The following is a 15,367-nucleotide window of genomic DNA, read 5'->3' as shown; positions in this document are numbered from 1 at the left end:
TGCGGCAGGGAACCGCGGTGCCGCTTCTTCCGCGCGCCCTGCTGCTCGCCCTGGCCCTGGCGGCTTCCGCCGCCGCACCGGCAGCGAGCTTCCGCGGCGTCGTCACGCACGTCACCGACGGCGATACGCTCTGGGTGCGGCCGCGGGAAGGCGGCGAGGCGATCGAGATCCGGCTGCTGCACCTCGACGCCCCCGAAGGCTGCCAGTCCCACGGTGCGGAGGCGAAGCAGGCGCTGCGCGAACGCGTCCTGCACCAGCCGGTGCGGGTGCACACCGAAGGCCTCGACGACTACGGCCGCCAGCTCGCCCGCATCCGGCAGGGGCGCGAGGACATCGGCGCCTGGCTGGTGCGCCAGGGGCACGCCTGGTCCATGAGTTTCCAGGGCAAGCCCGGGCCCTACGCGCGGCTGGAGCTGCGGGCCCGTGACGCAAGGCGCGGCCTGTGGGCGCTGCCCGGCGCGCTCGACCCGCGCAGCTTCCGCAAGCGTTTCGGCCGCTGCCAGCCGGGATCGCGCGCGCCAGCGGCTACCATGCGCGGGTGACGCTTCCTGCCTCCCTCGCCGTTCCCGATCCGCTGGCCCCCCGGCGCCCGACGGCCGGCTTCATGCTGTCGCACCCGGCGCACGTCGTGGCGCTCGGTTTCGGTGCCGGCCTCTCGCCCGTCGCACCGGGGACGTGCGGCACGCTGCTGGCCTGGGCCGCCTTCCTGCTGCTCCAGCACTGGCTGGCGCCGGCCCAGATCGGCGAGCTGATCGCGCTGTCGCTGCCGCTCGGCTGGTGGGCCTGCAGCGTGACGGCCGGCCACCTGGGCTCGCCCGATCCCTCGTCCATCGTGTGGGATGAGATCGTCTGCTTCTGGATCGTGCTGTGGCTGGTGATGCCGGCCGGCTGGATCGCGCAGCTCTCCGCCTTCCTGGTGTTCCGCTACTTCGACGCCGCCAAGCCCGGGCCCATGGCCTGGGCCGACCGCCGCTTCAAGGGCATGGGCTGGCGCGGCGGCTTCGGCATCCTGGCGGACGACCTGATGGCGGCGTTCTGCACGCTGCTGGTGATCGCACTCTGGAGGACGCTCTGGTGAGCGCCGCCACCGAGGCGCTCTGCGAGCGGCTCGCCGAGGCGCTGCTGGCGCGCGGCTGGATGATGGCGACCGCCGAAAGCTGCACCGGCGGCATGATCGCCGCCGCCTGCACCGACCTGGGCGGGTCGAGCCTGTGGTTCGAGCGCGGCTTCGTCACCTATTCCAACGAGGCCAAGCAGGAACTGCTCGGCGTCGACCCGGAGTTGATCACCCGGCACGGTGCGGTCAGCGAGGTCGTCGCGCGCGCCATGGCCTTCGGCGCCGTGCGCCATTCGCGGGCCCGGGTGGCGGTTGCAGTCACCGGAATTGCGGGGCCGACTGGGGGAAATCCCCAAAAACCGGTGGGGACGGTGTGGTTCGGATTCCAGGTGGACGGCCACCTGTCCAGCGAAACGCGCCTGTTCGATGGCGACCGGGCGGCGATCCGCGCTGCCGCGGTGCAGCACGCGCTGGAGCGCGTGCTGGGATTGCTTCCCTGAGGGCGGGCCTCAGTTGGGCGACCCGGCCCGGGTGGCCGCGCGGTGGTTGGCCCGCACGCGGCGCTGCTTGACGAGCCGCGGTAGCAGGAAGGTGCGGCGCATTCCCTCGGCGGCGCTGGCCGCGGTGGACTTCATGTCGTGGCCCAGGATGGCCAGTTCCTCGTCGATTTCCGCGATCCGGTCGCCCCATTTGCCCGTCTGCATCTGGTCCGTGGCGAGCACCATGCGCAGCGCCAGCAGGTTGCGCACCAGCCTGGCATTGCGTTCTTCCGTCTGTTGGGGGTTGGGGGCAGTGTTCACGATGTCACTCTCTTCTCTGGATACCAAGCATGACACGTGCCTGCCCGAGTACCTGTCGGAACGATACGGTTGTGACAGCGGTTTCGGCCTACCCCTGACGTAGTACCCCACCCCGTCCGGGGCGGGAAAGAGGCGAACCCGGCCTCAGTCGGCGAACCGGGCCGTGGCGGTGACTTCCAGGCGCTCCAGCCGCTTCCTCATCCGCAGCACCTCGCGGTCCTTGGACAGGAGGGTGCAGCGGTGCGCCACCGCCAGGTCGATGAACTTCTGGTCGTCCGGGTCGCCGCAGGTGACGCTGGCCCTGGGTGGATCGTCGACCAGCCGGGCGTGGCGGTCGAAATCCGCCAGCACGGCCGACTCGTCGCCGCGCTGGGAGGCGACGCGCTCGGCCAGCTTGGGGTAGCGCAGCACGCGCGCCAGTTCCTCGCGCATGGCGGCGGTGGCCAGCCAGCGCAGCTCGCCGGCACCGAGCCGCCGCGACAGCGGCTGGACCTGCGGGTCATCGAACACCAGCAGGTCCAGCACGATGTTGGTGTCAAGAACCAGCTGCATCCTCGCCTCCGGCGCGCGGTGCGCGGGCCGAGCCGGCCACCATGTCGAAGCGGAACAGGCGGCATTCCAGCGGTCCGTTCCACATCGGGACGCGGCGCGTCTCTTTCAGCCGCATGCGACCCGGCAGCTTCGCGTCGGGCGACAGCACCCAGGCGGTCCAGCCGGCGTAGTTGCGCTTCCAGTGCGTGGCGAGCTGGGCGAAGAAGTCGCCCGCCTGCTCCATCTGGGCGCGCTCGCGGCCGCCGCGGCCGGGGCCCGCGATGCCGCCGGCCTCGATGCGCTCGCCGTAGGGCGGATTGAGCAGCATGACCCCCGGCTCCGAGGGCGGCATGCGCTGCAGCGCATCGCCGCCGCGCAGTTGCACGGCGTCGCCGACGCCGGCCCGCTGCGCGTTGCGCTGCGCGAAATCGACCATGCGGAAGGCGACATCGCTGCCGAACACCGGCGCGGTGGGCGCGCGCCGCGCGGCCTGCGCCTGCGCCTTCAGGGCGGCCCAGTCCGCCGCCAGGTGCGGCCGCAGGCGCTCAAAGCCGAAGCGCCGCAGCAGGCCGGGCGCGATGTTGCACGCGAGCTGCGCCGCCTCGATCGCGATGGTGCCGCTGCCGCAGCACGGGTCGTACAGGGGCACGGTGGCGTCCCAGCCGCTCGCGACCAGGATGGCGGCGGCCAGCGTCTCCTTCAGCGGCGCCTCGCCCTTGTCCTCGCGCCAGCCGCGCTTGAACAGCGGCTCGCCGGAGCTGTCGATGTAGAGCGTGACGGCCTCGGCCGAGAGATGGGCGAACAGGCGCACCGCGGGCCGCTGCGTGTCGACGTCGGGCCGCACGCCGCCGCGCGCGCGGAAGCGGTCGGCCACGGCGTCCTTGATGCGCAGAGCGGCGAAATTGAGGCTCTTGAGCGGGCTCTGGTGCGCGGTCAGCTCGATCTTGAAGCTCTCGCGCGGCGTGAACCAATCCTCCCAGGCGACGGCGGACGCGGCTTCGTAGAGGTCCGGTTCGGCGCGGTACGGGCGGTGCGCCAGCTGCACCAGCACGCGCTGCGCGAGGCGGCTGTGCAGGTTGAGCTTCATGACCTCGGGCCAGCCGGCGGCGAGCTGGACGCCGCCGCGGGCGGTGCGCAGCTCGCGCGCGGAGGGGCCGGCGATGCGCGCGACTTCCTCGGCCAGGTAGGTCTCGACGCCTCCCGCGCAGGGGAGGAACAGTTGGAGGGAACTCACGTCACAGCGCCTTGCGCAGGTTGGCGGGGGCGATCCGCAGCGCCTCGCGGTACTTGGCGACCGTGCGGCGGGCGCACTCGATGCCCTGCTCCTTCAGCATCTCGGAGATCTGGCTGTCCGACAGCGGCTTCTTGGCGTTCTCGGCGGCGACGAACTGCTTGATCAGCGCCCGCACCGCGGTGCTGGAGGCGTTGCCGCCGGTCTCGGTGCCCAGCGCCGAGCCGAAGAAGTACTTCAGCTCGAAGGTGCCGAAAGGCGTGGACATGTACTTGGCCGTGGTCACGCGCGAGATGGTGGATTCGTGCAGGCCCAGTTCGGCGGCGATCTCGCGCAGCACCAGCGGGCGCATCGCCAGCTCGCCGTGGATGAAGAAGTTGCGCTGCCGCTCCACGATGGCGGTGGACACGCGCAGGATGGTGTCGAAGCGCTGCTGGATGTTCTTGATGAACCAGCGGGCCTCCTGCAGCCGCTGCTGCAGCGCCTGGTGGCCCTCGCCCCGGTGCGACTTGAGCGCGCCGGCATAGACGTCGTGCACGCGCAGCCGCGGCATCACGTCGGGATTGAGCTGCACCCGGAAGTTGGCGCGCGAGCCGCGGCCCACCTGGGTGACGATCACGTCCGGCACCACGACGTTGCGCTCGACGTCGATGAAGCGCCGGCCCGGCTTGGGCTCCAGCCGCGTGATCAGGCCGATCGCCGCGCGCACGCAAGCCTCCGCCTCGCCGCACAGCTGGGCCAGCCGCTTGACGTCACGCTTGGCGAGCAGGTCGATCGACTGCTGGCAGATCTTGAGCGCCGCGGCGCAGGCCGCGACGTCCTCGTCCTCCTCGTCCTGCTGCATGGCCTTGAGCTGCAGCGTCAGGCATTCGGACAGGTTGCGGGCGCCGACGCCGGGCGGGTCCAGCGTCTGCAGCAGTCGCAGCGCCACCGTGAAGCGGTGCACCAGTTCTTCCTGCTGCTCCAGGTCGTCGGGAGCGAGGCCGGCGGCCAGTTCCTCCAGCGGTTCCTCGAGGTAGCCGTCGTCGTTGAGCGATTCGATCAGGAAGCGCAGCGCCATGCGGTCGACCTCGCCGAGGCGCAGCGCCAGCGCCTGGCGGTGCAGCCAGGACTGCAGCGACTCGTTGCCGCGGGCGAGCTCGGTCGCGTCCACTTCGTCGTCGTCGCCGTTGTTGTTGCGCTTGGCCGCCGGGGCTTCGCCGCCCCACTCGCCGTCGTCGGGCACGGTCTCGGTGCTGCCATCGCCTTCCCAGCTCGGGTCGTCGCTGGCGTAGTCGCCGCCTTCGGATTCCGTCTCGGAGGAAGTGGAAGAAGTGGTGGTCGCGCTTTCCTGCACGCCGGCGGTCGCGCCCTCGAAGCCGGTCTCGGGCTCGTCGACCGCCGCGCGCTGGTCGGCCACGGCAATGCCGAACTCCTCCCCGGCGTCCTCGGACTGGACCTCCAGGAAGGGATTCTCGTCCAGCATCTGCTGGACTTCCTGGCCCAGTTCCAGCGTGGACAGCTGCAGCAGCCGGATCGACTGCTGGAGCTGCGGTGTCAGCGCCAGGTGCTGCGAGACACGAAGTGCCAGTCCCTGCTTCATTCTCCTCCCGTCATTCCCCTCTACCCCTACATCCGGAAATGTTCGCCGAGGTAGACCCGGCGCACATCCGCGTTATTCACAATATCGGCCGGCGTTCCCTGCGCCAGCACGCGCCCTTCGCTGATGATGTACGCGTGATCGCAGATCCCGAGGGTTTCCCGAACGTTATGGTCGGTGATCAGCACGCCGATGCCACGCGACTTGAGGAAGCCGATGATCCGCTGGATCTCGATCACGGCGATCGGATCGATGCCGGCGAAGGGTTCGTCCAGCAGGATGAAGCGCGGCTGGGTGGCCAGCGCCCGGGCGATCTCGACCCGGCGTCGTTCGCCGCCCGACAGCGCCACCGCCGGCGAATCGCGCAGGTGATCGACCCGCAGGTCCTGCAGCAGGCCGGTCAGGCGGCGCTCGATCTCGCTGCCGGGCAGCCGCTTGCCGTCCGGCCCCTGCTGCAATTCCAGCACGGCGCGCACGTTCTCGGCCACGTTGAGCTTGCGGAAGATCGACGCTTCCTGCGGCAGGTAGGACAGGCCCAGGCGCGAGCGGCGGTGGATCGGCATGTGCTCCACCGACCTGCCGTCGATGGAGATCTCGCCGCCGTCGGCGCGCACCAGCCCCACGATCATGTAGAAGGAAGTTGTCTTCCCCGCGCCGTTGGGCCCGAGCAGGCCCACCACCTCGCCGTTGTCCACGGCCAGCGTCACATCCTTCACGACGTTGCGGCCGCCATACGACTTCTGCAGGTGGCGCGCCTCCAGCCGGCTGGCCACCACGACGGGCGCTTCCACGTGGACGGTCTCGGAGTCGCCCATCAGCGGGTCTCCGGGGGCAGGTTGGGCGTGGCGCGCAGGCGGGCGGACGCCGGCTGGGCCGGGAGCACCGCCGCCGCGCGCGGGCCGGAAGCGGCCCCGGCCGGCGCGGAGGCCGTCGGGCGCGGCGCCAGCGTGGCGCGCACGCGGCCGCCCGGATTGGCCGGCGTGGCGGTGCCGGCGACCGCGCCATCGACCGTGAACTGGTCGTTGGTGTTGTCGTAGGTGATGACGGCGCCGCTGGTCTCGTCGTTGATCGTGGCGCCGCGCAGCCGCCGCATCTCGGCGCGGCCGATGAAGCGGACCTTGTCGGCCTTGCCGTCGTACTCGATGGTCTCGGCCTCGCCCTCGATGAATTCCTCGACGCCGTCGCGCTTCTGGCGGAAGAAGGCCAGCCGGCCGGCCTCGGCCGTCACGGTGCCGAACTGGTAGCCCTCCGGATCCTGCCGGACCACCATCTTCGCCCCGCGGATGACGATCGTGCCCTTGGTCACCACCACCTTGCCCGTGAACACGCTGGTCTGCTGCAGGTCGTCGTAGCGCAAGGTGTCGGCCTCCACGTTCATGGGCTTGGTGCGGTCGGCCTTCTCGGCGCCGGCGGGGACGACGGCCAGGACCAGGAGGAGTGCGATGGCGAGACAGGCAGGCTTCTTGTTCATAAAGGCACGAATCTTGCTGCGATTGTATCCATCCCAGATGAAAAAGCCCGCGTCCGCGGGCTCTTTCGACGACTGGCAAGCCATCTTGCCGTGCTTTATTCCTGGCCTGCTACTTGGCCTTGCGCGCCTCGGAAACCAGGAAGTCCACCACCTGCAGGCAGCGGTCCATGTTGCCGGAGAGGTCGCCGTCCGTGTACCAGCGCCCGGCGATGCCCATGGCGGGAACGCCCTGCACTTCGTACTGGTCCTGCAGCTGGCGGGCGCGGCGCGCCTTGGTCTGGACCGTGAAGGAGTTGTAGGCCTCCTGGAATCGGGCCCGGTCGACGCCGTTCTTCTCGACGAAGGCCAGGATCAGGTCTTCGCGGTTGGTCGGCTGGCGCTTGTTGTGGATCTCGTCGAAGACCCTGGCGTGCAGCTCTTCGACCTTGCCCAGCGCCTCCAGCGCGTAGTACAGGCGCTGCTGCGGCACGAAGTCGTCGCGGAAGGCGACCGGCACGCGGTGGAAGTACACGTCCTGGGGCAGCTTCTTCGCCCAGGCGGCGAGCTTGGGCTCGAAGGCGTTGCAGTGCGGGCAGCTGTACCAGAAGAACTCGATCACCTCGATCTTGCCGGCCGGCGCGCCGTCCGGCGGGACGATCTTGTCCAGGCGGCGGAAGTGCTTGCCCTCTTCAGGCCGGCCCTGCGCCAGCACGAGCCCCGGCAGGCCCAGGGCGGCAGCTCCCAGCACGGCGCCGGTGGCCACCGAAAATTCCCGTCGATTCATTGCTTGTGACTCCTTGAACTCCCTGTGAGCGGCGCGCGCGGGCTTGGTTCCGCGGCCGCTCAGCGCTGCACGCGCACCAGCGCGGTTTCGAAGCCGCCGGCGTCCAGCTTTTCCTTCTGGCGGTCGGCGTCGTCCTTGCTGCTGAAGGGGCCGACGCGCACCCGGAAGACCTGCCGGCCGGACTGCTCGCGCTCCGTGACCTTGGCCTCGATGCCCATGAGGGACAGCTTGGCGCGCTGCGCCTCGGCGTCCTCCGGCGTGCGGAAGGCACCGGCCTGCACGAAATAGAGGAAGGGATCGCTGCCGCCGCCGGCCCGCGCGGCAGCGAGCTCGCCCAGCGGGTCGGCCGGGGCCGGACGGCCGGCCACCGCGGGCGGCACGGGCTCCTTGTCCTTCTCCTTCGGCCTTTCCGCTTCCTTCGTCTCGGCCGGCTTGGGCGCCTGCGCGGCGGGCGCGGCCGGCGCGGAGGCCGCCACGCCCGGCGCGGGCGGCAGCGGCTTGGCCGGGTTCTTGCCGTACAGGGGCGCGTTCGGATCCCAGTTCTGGTTCTTGCGGGACTCGGCGGCATCCTGCTCCGCCGAGCGGCTGGGGCCCTTGTTCAGGAAGGGGACCGGGACCTTGGTGACGTACACCGCCACCGCGAGGGCGGCGGCGAGCCCCAGGACCACGCCGATGATGATTCCGACGAAAACGTTGCCGCTTTGCTTCTGTTTCATGCTCACATCTTGTGGGGGGCACTCACCCCCAGCACAGCCAGTCCATTGTGCAATACCTGCGCGACCGCGGCCACGAGGGCCAGCCGCGCCCGCTTCAGGGTTTCGTCGTCCACCAGGATCCGTTCGCTGTCGTAGTAGCTGTGGTAGGCCGCGGCCAGCTCGCGCAGGTAGAAGGTGATGTCGTGCGGCGCGAAATCCGCGGCCGCGGCGGCCAGCACGTCGGGGTAGCGTGCCAGCTGCAGCATCAGGTTCAACGCGGCCGGGTGCTCCAGCGAGGACAGGTCGGCGCCCGGCAGCGTCGCCGCGTCGCCGCCCCAGGCGGCCAGGACGGAGCAGATGCGCGCGTGCGCATACTGGACGTAATACACGGGGTTGTCGTTGTTCTGCGCCAGTGCCAGGTCGACGTCGAACACGTATTCGGTGTCGGGCTTTCGCGACAGCAGGAAGAAGCGCACCGCGTCCTTGCTGGTCCACTCGATCAGGTCGCGCAGGGTCACGTAGCTGCCGGCCCGCTTGGAGATCTTGACCTCCTGGCCGCCGCGCATCACGCGCACCATGGTGTGCAGCACGTAGTCGGGGTAGCCCTCGGGCACGCCGACGCCGGCGGCCTGCAGGCCGGCGCGCACGCGCGCGATGGTCCCGTGGTGGTCGGTGCCCTGGATGTTCACGACCTTGGTGAAGCCGCGCTCCCACTTGGTGATGTGGTACGCGACGTCCGGCACGAAGTAGGTGTAGGTGCCGTCGCCCTTGCGCATGACGCGGTCCTTGTCGTCGCCGTACTCGGTCGACTTGAGCCACAGCGCGCCTTCGTGCTCGTAGGTCTTGCCGTTGTCGCGCAGGCGCTGCACCACCGTGTCGACCTTGCCGCTGGTGTAGAGGCTGGACTCGAGGTAGTACTGGTCGAAGCGCACGGCGAAGGCCTGCAGGTCCAGGTCCTGTTCGTGGCGCAGGTAGGCCACGGCGAACTGGCGGATGCCGTCCAGATCCTCGGCATCGCCGCTGGCCGTGTACTCGCGGTCGTCCGACCGGACCGTCTTCTTCGCCAGGAAGTCGTCGGCGATGTCCTGGATGTAGTCGCCGTTGTAGGCGGCCTCGGGCCAGCCGGCATCGCCCGGCTTGAGGCCGCGGGCGCGCAGTTGCACGCTGGTGGCCAGGGTCTGGATCTGCACCCCCGCGTCGTTGTAATAGAACTCGCGGTGGACGTTCCAGCCCTGGGTGGCGTAGAGGTTGCAGATCGCGTCGCCCAGCGCGCCCTGGCGGCCGTGGCCGACGTGCAGCGGCCCCGTGGGATTGGCCGAGACGAATTCGACCAGGACGCGGCGGCCGTGCAGCGGCTGCTGGCCGAAGCCGCCGGCGGCGGCGAGCACCTCGCGCACGACCTGCTGCTTGGCGGCCGCCTTGAGGCGGACGTTGAGGAAGCCCGGGCCGGCGATCTCGACCGCTTCGGCCCATTGCTGGAACGCGGGCGCGGCCAGCAGGCTTTCACGCAGGGCTTCGGCCACCTGGCGCGGGTTGCGCTTGAGGGGCTTGGCGAGCTGCATCGCGGCGGTGACGGCGAAGTCGCCGTGGGCGGCGACCTTGGGGCTTTCGAACGCAGCCTTCTCGCCGGCACCCGGCGACAGCTGTTCCAGCCCGGCCGCGAGGGCGGCGAGCAGTTCTTGTTTCGCTTGGAGCATCGGGGGATTTTACGAGGGGGGTGTAACCCACCTGTGAGCGGCTACCTGCCGCCGAAGCCCCGGGCCAGGAACACCGCCGCCAGCGGGATCAGCGGCACGATGTGCGTGCTGACCATGACCATCCGCCGCACCTGCGTGACCTCGCCTTCCGTCGGCAGGGCCGGCAGGGCCGCCCGCCAGCGGCGGAACCGCAGCGTCGGGCGCAGCGACAGCGCGAGGAGGACCACCGTCGCCGTGAGCTTCAGGTGCAGCAGCCAGTTGGTCCAGTACCAGCCCGCGCCCTTGATGCCCCAGGCGGCCCGCGCCAGCCCGGTGAGCACCACCGCGAGCAGCGCGACCCAGTAGATGCGGTCCACCCGCACCAGCCGCTCGACGACCCGCGCGTTGATCCACTCCGTGCGGCACAGCGCCGCCTCGCTGGTGGCGAAGACGATCAGGGCGAAGATCGCGGACAGGTGCAGGAAGGCGAGGATGGATTCGAGGATCATGAGGTGGCGCCCGCCATCCAGAAGCGCGGCTGGGCGTAGTGGTGCTTGAGGAAATCGATCCACAGCCGCACCCGCAGGGGCAGGTGCTTGCGCTGCGGGAAGACGGCGTAGATCCCGTTGGGCGGCGCGGCGAACGGGGCGAGCACCTCGGCCAGGCGCCCTTCCGCGATCTCCTGCTCCACCTCCCAGGTGCTGCGCCAGGCGATGCCGAAGCCCTGCAGGCACCAGTCGTGCAGCACCTGGCCGTCGGAGCAGTCGAGGGGGCCGAGGGGCTTGATGTGCAGGATCTCGCCCTCGCCGTTGCGCCCCGGCACCATGAAGGCCCAGCCGCGCGTCTGCGAGGCATCGCTGGAGAGCGTCAGGCAATCGAAGCGCGCCAGGTCGCTGGGATGCTCGGGGGTGCCATGCCGGCGCAGGTAGGCCGGCGTGGCGACGCAAAGGCGCCGGTTGTCGGCAAGGCGCACCCCCACCAGCGAAGAGTCCGGGAAGTCGCCCACCCGCACCGCGCAGTCGAAGCCCTCGCCGGCCACGTCCACCACGCGGTCGCTCAGGTTCAGCGACACGGTCACGTCGGTATGCAGTTCGCGGAAGCGGGGCACCAGCGGGGCGACATGGCGGCGGCCGAAGCCCGCCGGCGCGGTGACGCGCAGGTGCCCGCTCGCCTTGACGCCGCCGGCGCTGACGCTCGCCTCCGCGTTGGCGATGTCGGCCAGCAGGCGCTGGCAGTCCTCCAGGAAGGCGCTGCCTTCGTGCGTCAGCGTGATGCGGCGCGTGGTGCGCACCAGCAGCTTGACGCCCAGCCGCTCTTCCAGCGCATCGAGGCGCCGGCCCATGATGGCTGGCGCCACGCCTTCGGCCCGGGCCGCGGCCGTCAGGCTGCCGCGCGTGGCCACGGACACGAAGGATTCGAGCTGCTTGAGCTTGTCCATGCAGCGCGGATTATGGCCGCGCCGGTCACGAATCAGCGCTCGGATTCGGCGGATTACCCCGAAACTCGCGCGCTTCCTTCGCCGTGGCGAGGGCAGCGGCGAGGAAATTGAATTCAATCGTTCCCGGTGGCCTGGGGGGTCAATCGCGCGATCTCCTCCTCGCCGTAGCCCAGCTCGCGCAGCAGCGCGGGGCCGTGCTCGTTGAACTTCGGCGGCTGCAGGCGCAGCCCGGGGCGGTGGCCGTCCACCGTGAAGGGCAGCAGGGGCACGCGGGTCTGGCGGCCGTCGGGCAGTTCCAGCGGGGCAAGCCCGCCGGTGGCACGGAGGTGCGGATCTTCGAACAGGTCCTGCGGCTTCGTGATGGGCGCGAAGGGCAGCCCGCTGCGCTCGAAGATCGCGCTCAGTTCGGCGGCGCTGTGGCTGGCCAGCCGCTCGCGCAGCGTCGGGATCAGCCACTCGCGGGCGCGCACGCGGTCGTTGTTGGTCTTCAGGCGTTCGTCGGCGTACAGGTCGGCGTAGCCGAAGGCCTCGCAGAAGATCTTCCACTGGGTGTCGCTGACGGCGGCCAAGAAGATCTGGTCGCCGTCGCGCACGGTGAACACGTCGTACACCGCCCAGGCCGAGATGCGCGAGGGCATCGGCGCCGCCGGCTTGCCCGTGACGGCGAACTGCATCATGTGCTGCGCCACCAGGAACACGTTGTTCTCGAACAGCGCGCTCTGCACCTCCTGGCCGCGGCCGGTCTTCTCGCGCTGGGCCAGGGCCGCCATCGCGCCGATGGCGCCGAACATGCCGCCCATGATGTCGTTGACGCTGGTGCCGGCGCGCAGCGGATCGCCCGGGCGGCCGGTCATGTAGGCGAGGCCGCCCATCATCTGCACCACTTCGTCGAGCGCCGTGCGGTGGTCGTAGGGGCCGGGCAGGAAGCCCTTGTGGCTGACGCAGATGAGGCGCGGGTTCAGCTTCGACAGGGTCTGGTAGTCGAACCCCAGCTTTCTCATGGTGCCGGGCTTGAAGTTCTCGCTGACGATGTCGGCGGTGGCGATGAGTTTCAGCGCCGCCTCCCTGCCCTCCGGCGTCTGCAGGTCCAGCGCGATGCTCTTCTTGTTGCGGTTGAACAGCGGATAGAAGCCGGCGCCGGAGCCGAGCAGCCGGCGCGTGTTGTCGCCCTGCGGCGGCTCCACCTTGATCACTTCGGCGCCGAGGTCGGCCAGCACCATGCCGCAGGTGGGCCCCATCACCATGTGGGTGAATTCGACGACGCGGATGCCTTCATAAGGCAGCGTGGTTTCAGCCATGCGCCACCTCCCGCGCGAAGCCCTTGGGCAGGCCCGCTTCCGGGGTCATGCCGTAGAGCGGCTCGCCCGGCAGGCCCTCGGCCAACGGAGTACGCGCCGCGATCAGCTTCTCCAGGTTCACGCCGGTGCGCACGCCCATGGCCTCGAACATGAAGACCAGGTCCTCCGTCACCACGTTGCCGGAGGCGCCGGGCGCGTAGGGGCAGCCGCCCAGGCCGCCGAGCGAGCTGTCGAAGGTGCGCACGCCGACGTCGTGGGCCGCGAGGCAGTTGGCCAGGCCGAGGCCGCGGGTGTTGTGCAGGTGGGCGGCGCCGGTCCGGTCGCCGACCTCGGCGAACATGCGCCGGAAGAGGCGCCGCACCTGCGCCGGGTTGGCCATGCCGGTGGTGTCCGACAGGCCGGATTCGTCGGCGCCCGCTTCGATGGCGGCGGCCGCGAGCCGCAGCACGTCGTCCTCCGCGACCTCGCCCTGCAGCGTGCAGCCGAAGGCCGTGGAGATGTTGGCCTCCACCTGCACGCCAGGCGCGGTCGCGTCGCGCAGTTCGACGATGCGGCGCACCTCCTCCACCATCTCCTCGCGCGTCTTGCGCACATTCGCGAGCGAGTGCGCCGCGCTCGCCGACAGCGGGATCGTGAGCTTGTGCGCGCCCGCCTCCAGCGCGGCCTCGGCGCCGCGCACGTTCGGCACCAGTGCCATCACGGTGAGGCCCGGGAGCGTGCGGGCGAAGGCCACCACTTCGGCCGCATCGGCCATCTGCGGCAGCAGCTTCGCGGGCACGAAGGAAGCGACTTCGATCTCGCGCAAGCCGGCCGCATGCAGGGCCGTGAGCCAGCGCTTCTTGTGTTCGGTGGACATGGTGGCGGCCACGGATTGCAGGCCGTCGCGCGGGCCCACTTCGCTGATCAGGACATCGGGGGTCATGGAAATCCAGGGGGTCGCCGGCGGCTTGCCGGCCGGGTCGCCGTTCTGTACCATAGAACGGCGTTCTCTTCCTGAACATCCTCGCCCGGCCCCGGGCCGCTGTCAACCCATGCCCCGAGACTCCTCCGCCCCTGCGATCGAACCGGCTTCCGCTCCCGGCGGCGCCGCCGCCGTCGACCGCGCCCTGACGCTGCTCGCGGCCTTCCGCTCGGGCGACACCGCACTCTCGCTGGCGGAGCTGGCCGCGCGCACGGATCTCTACAAGAGCACCGCCCTGCGCCTGCTGGCCTCGCTGGAGCACGCCGGCATGGTGCAGAAGCTGGAAGACGGCCGCTACGGCCTGGGCGCGGAGGTGGCGCGGCTGCACGGCATCTATGCCGCGTCCTTTTCCCTGGACCGGGTGGTGCTGCCGGTGCTGAAGAAGCTGGTGCAGGCCACCGGCGAGAGCGCGGCCTACCACGTGCTGCAGGGCCAGGGGCCCTCGCTGGCGCGGCTGTGCCTGTTCCGGGTCGACTCGCCGCACCCCGTGCGCGACCACATCCGGGCCGGCGACGTGCTGCCGGCGGACCGCGGCACCGGCGGCCGCGTGCTCATGGCCTTCGACGCGGCGCGCCAGCACGACGCGAGCACCCGCGACCGCCGCCTCTACGCGCAGATCCGCGAGCGCGGCTTCCATGCCGCGGTGGGCGACCGCCTCGCGGAGGTGGGGGGCATCTCCGCGCCGGTCTTCCGGGCGGACGGCAGCCTCGCCGGCGCGGTCACGCTGACCATGCCGGCGCACCGCTACGACCAGCGGCTGGCCAAGGCGGTGCTGGAGGCTGCGCGCAGCCTGAGCGGGAAAGTGTGAGCCGCCTTATTCGGCCTTGTAGCCCGAGGCCTTGATCGGCCCCTCCCAGCGCTTCAGGTGCGCGGCCTGCATCGCCGCGAGTTCCGCGGCCGGCGCGTGGTTCGGCACCAGGCCGAAGCCGTAGATCTTCTCCTGGATCACGGGGTCCTTCAGCGCCTCGGCCACCGCGCGGTCGATGCGGTTCACCGCCTCCACCGGCGTCCCGGCGGGGGCGTAGAGGCCAAAGAAGGCATCGGCGGAGGTGTTGATGCCGATCTCCTTGAGCGTCGGCACGTCGGGCAGCGCGCGGTTGCGCTGCTCGCCCGTCACCGCGAGGATCCGCACCTTGCCGGCCTTGTGGTGCTCGATGGTTTCGGAGGCGGTGTCCACCATCAACGGGATCTGGCCGCCGATCAGGTCCTGCGCCGCGGGCGCGCCGCCGCGGTAGGCGATGTGCGTGATCGGCACGCCGGCCACCTGCGACAGCAGCAGGCCGGCGAAGTGCGGCACCGTGCCCGCGCCCGAGGTGCCGTAGCTCGCCTTGGCCGGATTGGCCTTCATCCACGCCAGCACCGACTTCAGGTCGCCCTGCGGCGCGCCGGGACCGGTGGTCACCGCGAAATCGAAGGTGACCAGGCGCGACACCGGCGTGAAGTCCTTGATCGGGTCGTAGGGCAGGTTGCTGTACAGGTGGGGCGCGATCACCAGCGCGCCGCTCGGCGACAGCACCAGCGTCTGGCCGTCCGGCGCGGCGCGCTTGAGTTCGCCCAGCACCACGCGGCCGGCGGCGCCCGGCTTGTTCTCGACGATCACGTTCTGGTTCAGCGACACGCGCAGCTTGTCGGCGAGCAGGCGCGCGATCACGTCGGCCGAGCCGCCGGGCGGGAAGCCGACCCAGATGCGCGTCGTGCGTTCCTGCGCGAAGGCCGCGGGCGCGGCGAGCGAGGCGACGGCGAGGGTGGCGGCCGCGAGCGCGGCGAAATGGCGGCGTTTCATGGGAAGAGTCTCCAGCGGGTGCGAATCATTTAATATATTAAACGTAAAGCATCTGCGTCCCGCTGCCCATCCGGTCGCACCCGG

18 protein-coding genes are annotated in these 15,367 nt (G+C 70.6%); 4 read left to right on the top strand and 14 right to left on the bottom strand.

Translation table 11 applies throughout. From position 1 onward, the window contains the following. Window positions 1-17 precede the first annotated feature (17 nt). The 3 genes from JJ685_RS16385 (at window position 18) to JJ685_RS16375 (ending at window position 1,557) form a co-directional block, all read left to right on the top strand. Window positions 18-542 carry a thermonuclease family protein gene (locus JJ685_RS16385; protein WP_330901784.1) on the top strand — a complete coding sequence of 175 codons (525 nt, stop codon included), beginning with the start codon at window positions 18-20 and terminating at the stop codon, window positions 540-542. A gap of 62 nt (window positions 543-604) precedes the next feature. Beyond that, a complete protein-coding gene (locus JJ685_RS16380) occupies window positions 605-1,078 on the top strand; it encodes a phosphatidylglycerophosphatase A family protein (protein ID WP_201675418.1) in 474 nt (157 codons plus the stop codon). Beyond that, window positions 1,072-1,557, top strand: coding sequence for a CinA family protein (locus tag JJ685_RS16375; protein ID WP_408015474.1), 486 nt, complete (start codon window positions 1,072-1,074; stop codon window positions 1,555-1,557). Before JJ685_RS16380 ends, JJ685_RS16375 begins: the two co-directional genes overlap by 7 nt. 9 nt (window positions 1,558-1,566) lie before the next feature. On the opposite strand, the gene JJ685_RS16370 is transcribed toward JJ685_RS16375, so the two are convergent. The 13 genes from JJ685_RS16370 to JJ685_RS16310 all read right to left on the bottom strand — a co-directional run bounded on the left by JJ685_RS16370 (window position 1,567) and on the right by JJ685_RS16310 (window position 13,461). After that, window positions 1,567-1,857 carry a hypothetical protein gene (locus JJ685_RS16370; protein WP_201675328.1) on the bottom strand — a complete coding sequence of 97 codons (291 nt, stop codon included), beginning with the start codon at window positions 1,855-1,857 and terminating at the stop codon, window positions 1,567-1,569. A gap of 144 nt (window positions 1,858-2,001) precedes the next feature. Continuing rightward, window positions 2,002-2,409: a putative toxin-antitoxin system toxin component, PIN family gene (locus tag JJ685_RS16365; protein ID WP_201675327.1), complete on the bottom strand. Its 408-nt coding sequence runs from the start codon at window positions 2,407-2,409 to the stop codon at window positions 2,002-2,004. Beyond that, window positions 2,393-3,622: a THUMP domain-containing class I SAM-dependent RNA methyltransferase gene (locus JJ685_RS16360; protein WP_201675326.1), complete on the bottom strand. Its 1,230-nt coding sequence runs from the start codon at window positions 3,620-3,622 to the stop codon at window positions 2,393-2,395. Before JJ685_RS16360 ends, JJ685_RS16365 begins: the two co-directional genes overlap by 17 nt. Before the next feature lies 1 nt (window position 3,623). After that, on the bottom strand, window positions 3,624-5,201 hold the full coding sequence (locus tag JJ685_RS16355; RefSeq protein ID WP_201675325.1) for an RNA polymerase factor sigma-54: 1,578 nt from the start codon (window positions 5,199-5,201) through the stop codon (window positions 3,624-3,626). 26 nt (window positions 5,202-5,227) lie between these two features. Then, entirely contained in the window at window positions 5,228-6,013 is a 786-nt protein-coding gene (gene lptB / locus JJ685_RS16350) for an LPS export ABC transporter ATP-binding protein (protein WP_201675324.1), read from the bottom strand. After that, the gene (gene lptA, locus JJ685_RS16345) at window positions 6,013-6,669 is read right to left on the bottom strand and encodes a lipopolysaccharide transport periplasmic protein LptA (protein ID WP_201675323.1); all 657 of its coding nucleotides are present in this window, start codon (window positions 6,667-6,669) and stop codon (window positions 6,013-6,015) included. The genes lptB and lptA overlap by 1 nt, the downstream gene beginning before the upstream one ends. Window positions 6,670-6,778: 109 nt before the next feature. After that, window positions 6,779-7,432 carry a thiol:disulfide interchange protein DsbA/DsbL gene (locus JJ685_RS16340; RefSeq protein ID WP_201675322.1) on the bottom strand — a complete coding sequence of 218 codons (654 nt, stop codon included), beginning with the start codon at window positions 7,430-7,432 and terminating at the stop codon, window positions 6,779-6,781. Between the two features lie 59 nt (window positions 7,433-7,491). Beyond that, window positions 7,492-8,148 (bottom strand): SPOR domain-containing protein, encoded by a 657-nt coding sequence (locus JJ685_RS16335; protein ID WP_201675321.1) that lies wholly within the window; start codon window positions 8,146-8,148, stop codon window positions 7,492-7,494. A 2-nt stretch (window positions 8,149-8,150) separates the two neighbouring features. Further along, the gene (argS, locus tag JJ685_RS16330; RefSeq protein WP_201675320.1) at window positions 8,151-9,824 is read right to left on the bottom strand and encodes an arginine--tRNA ligase; all 1,674 of its coding nucleotides are present in this window, start codon (window positions 9,822-9,824) and stop codon (window positions 8,151-8,153) included. 41 nt (window positions 9,825-9,865) lie between these two features. Next, entirely contained in the window at window positions 9,866-10,312 is a 447-nt protein-coding gene (locus JJ685_RS16325; RefSeq protein ID WP_201675319.1) for a DUF2214 family protein, read from the bottom strand. Then, window positions 10,309-11,241 (bottom strand): LysR family transcriptional regulator, encoded by a 933-nt coding sequence (locus JJ685_RS16320; RefSeq protein ID WP_201675318.1) that lies wholly within the window; start codon window positions 11,239-11,241, stop codon window positions 10,309-10,311. The genes JJ685_RS16325 and JJ685_RS16320 overlap by 4 nt, the downstream gene beginning before the upstream one ends. Window positions 11,242-11,354: 113 nt before the next feature. Next, on the bottom strand, window positions 11,355-12,539 hold the full coding sequence (locus JJ685_RS16315; RefSeq protein WP_201675317.1) for a CaiB/BaiF CoA transferase family protein: 1,185 nt from the start codon (window positions 12,537-12,539) through the stop codon (window positions 11,355-11,357). Next, window positions 12,532-13,461: a hydroxymethylglutaryl-CoA lyase gene (locus JJ685_RS16310; RefSeq protein WP_201675316.1), complete on the bottom strand. Its 930-nt coding sequence runs from the start codon at window positions 13,459-13,461 to the stop codon at window positions 12,532-12,534. The genes JJ685_RS16315 and JJ685_RS16310 overlap by 8 nt, the downstream gene beginning before the upstream one ends. Before the next feature lie 109 nt (window positions 13,462-13,570). Here JJ685_RS16310 and JJ685_RS16305 point away from each other — a divergent pair, with 109 nt between their 5' ends. Further along, window positions 13,571-14,308 (top strand): IclR family transcriptional regulator, encoded by a 738-nt coding sequence (locus JJ685_RS16305; protein ID WP_201675315.1) that lies wholly within the window; start codon window positions 13,571-13,573, stop codon window positions 14,306-14,308. A gap of 6 nt (window positions 14,309-14,314) precedes the next feature. Here the strand turns inward: JJ685_RS16305 and JJ685_RS16300 are convergent, their stop codons facing one another. Further along, a complete protein-coding gene (locus JJ685_RS16300; protein WP_201675314.1) occupies window positions 14,315-15,283 on the bottom strand; it encodes a Bug family tripartite tricarboxylate transporter substrate binding protein in 969 nt (322 codons plus the stop codon). Between the last annotated feature and the right edge of the window lie 84 nt (window positions 15,284-15,367).

Source organism: Ramlibacter monticola, from assembly GCF_016722785.1.
Taxonomy (GTDB): Bacteria; Pseudomonadota; Gammaproteobacteria; order Burkholderiales; family Burkholderiaceae_C; genus Ramlibacter; species Ramlibacter monticola.
This window is presented reverse-complemented; position numbering and strand designations above follow the sequence as displayed.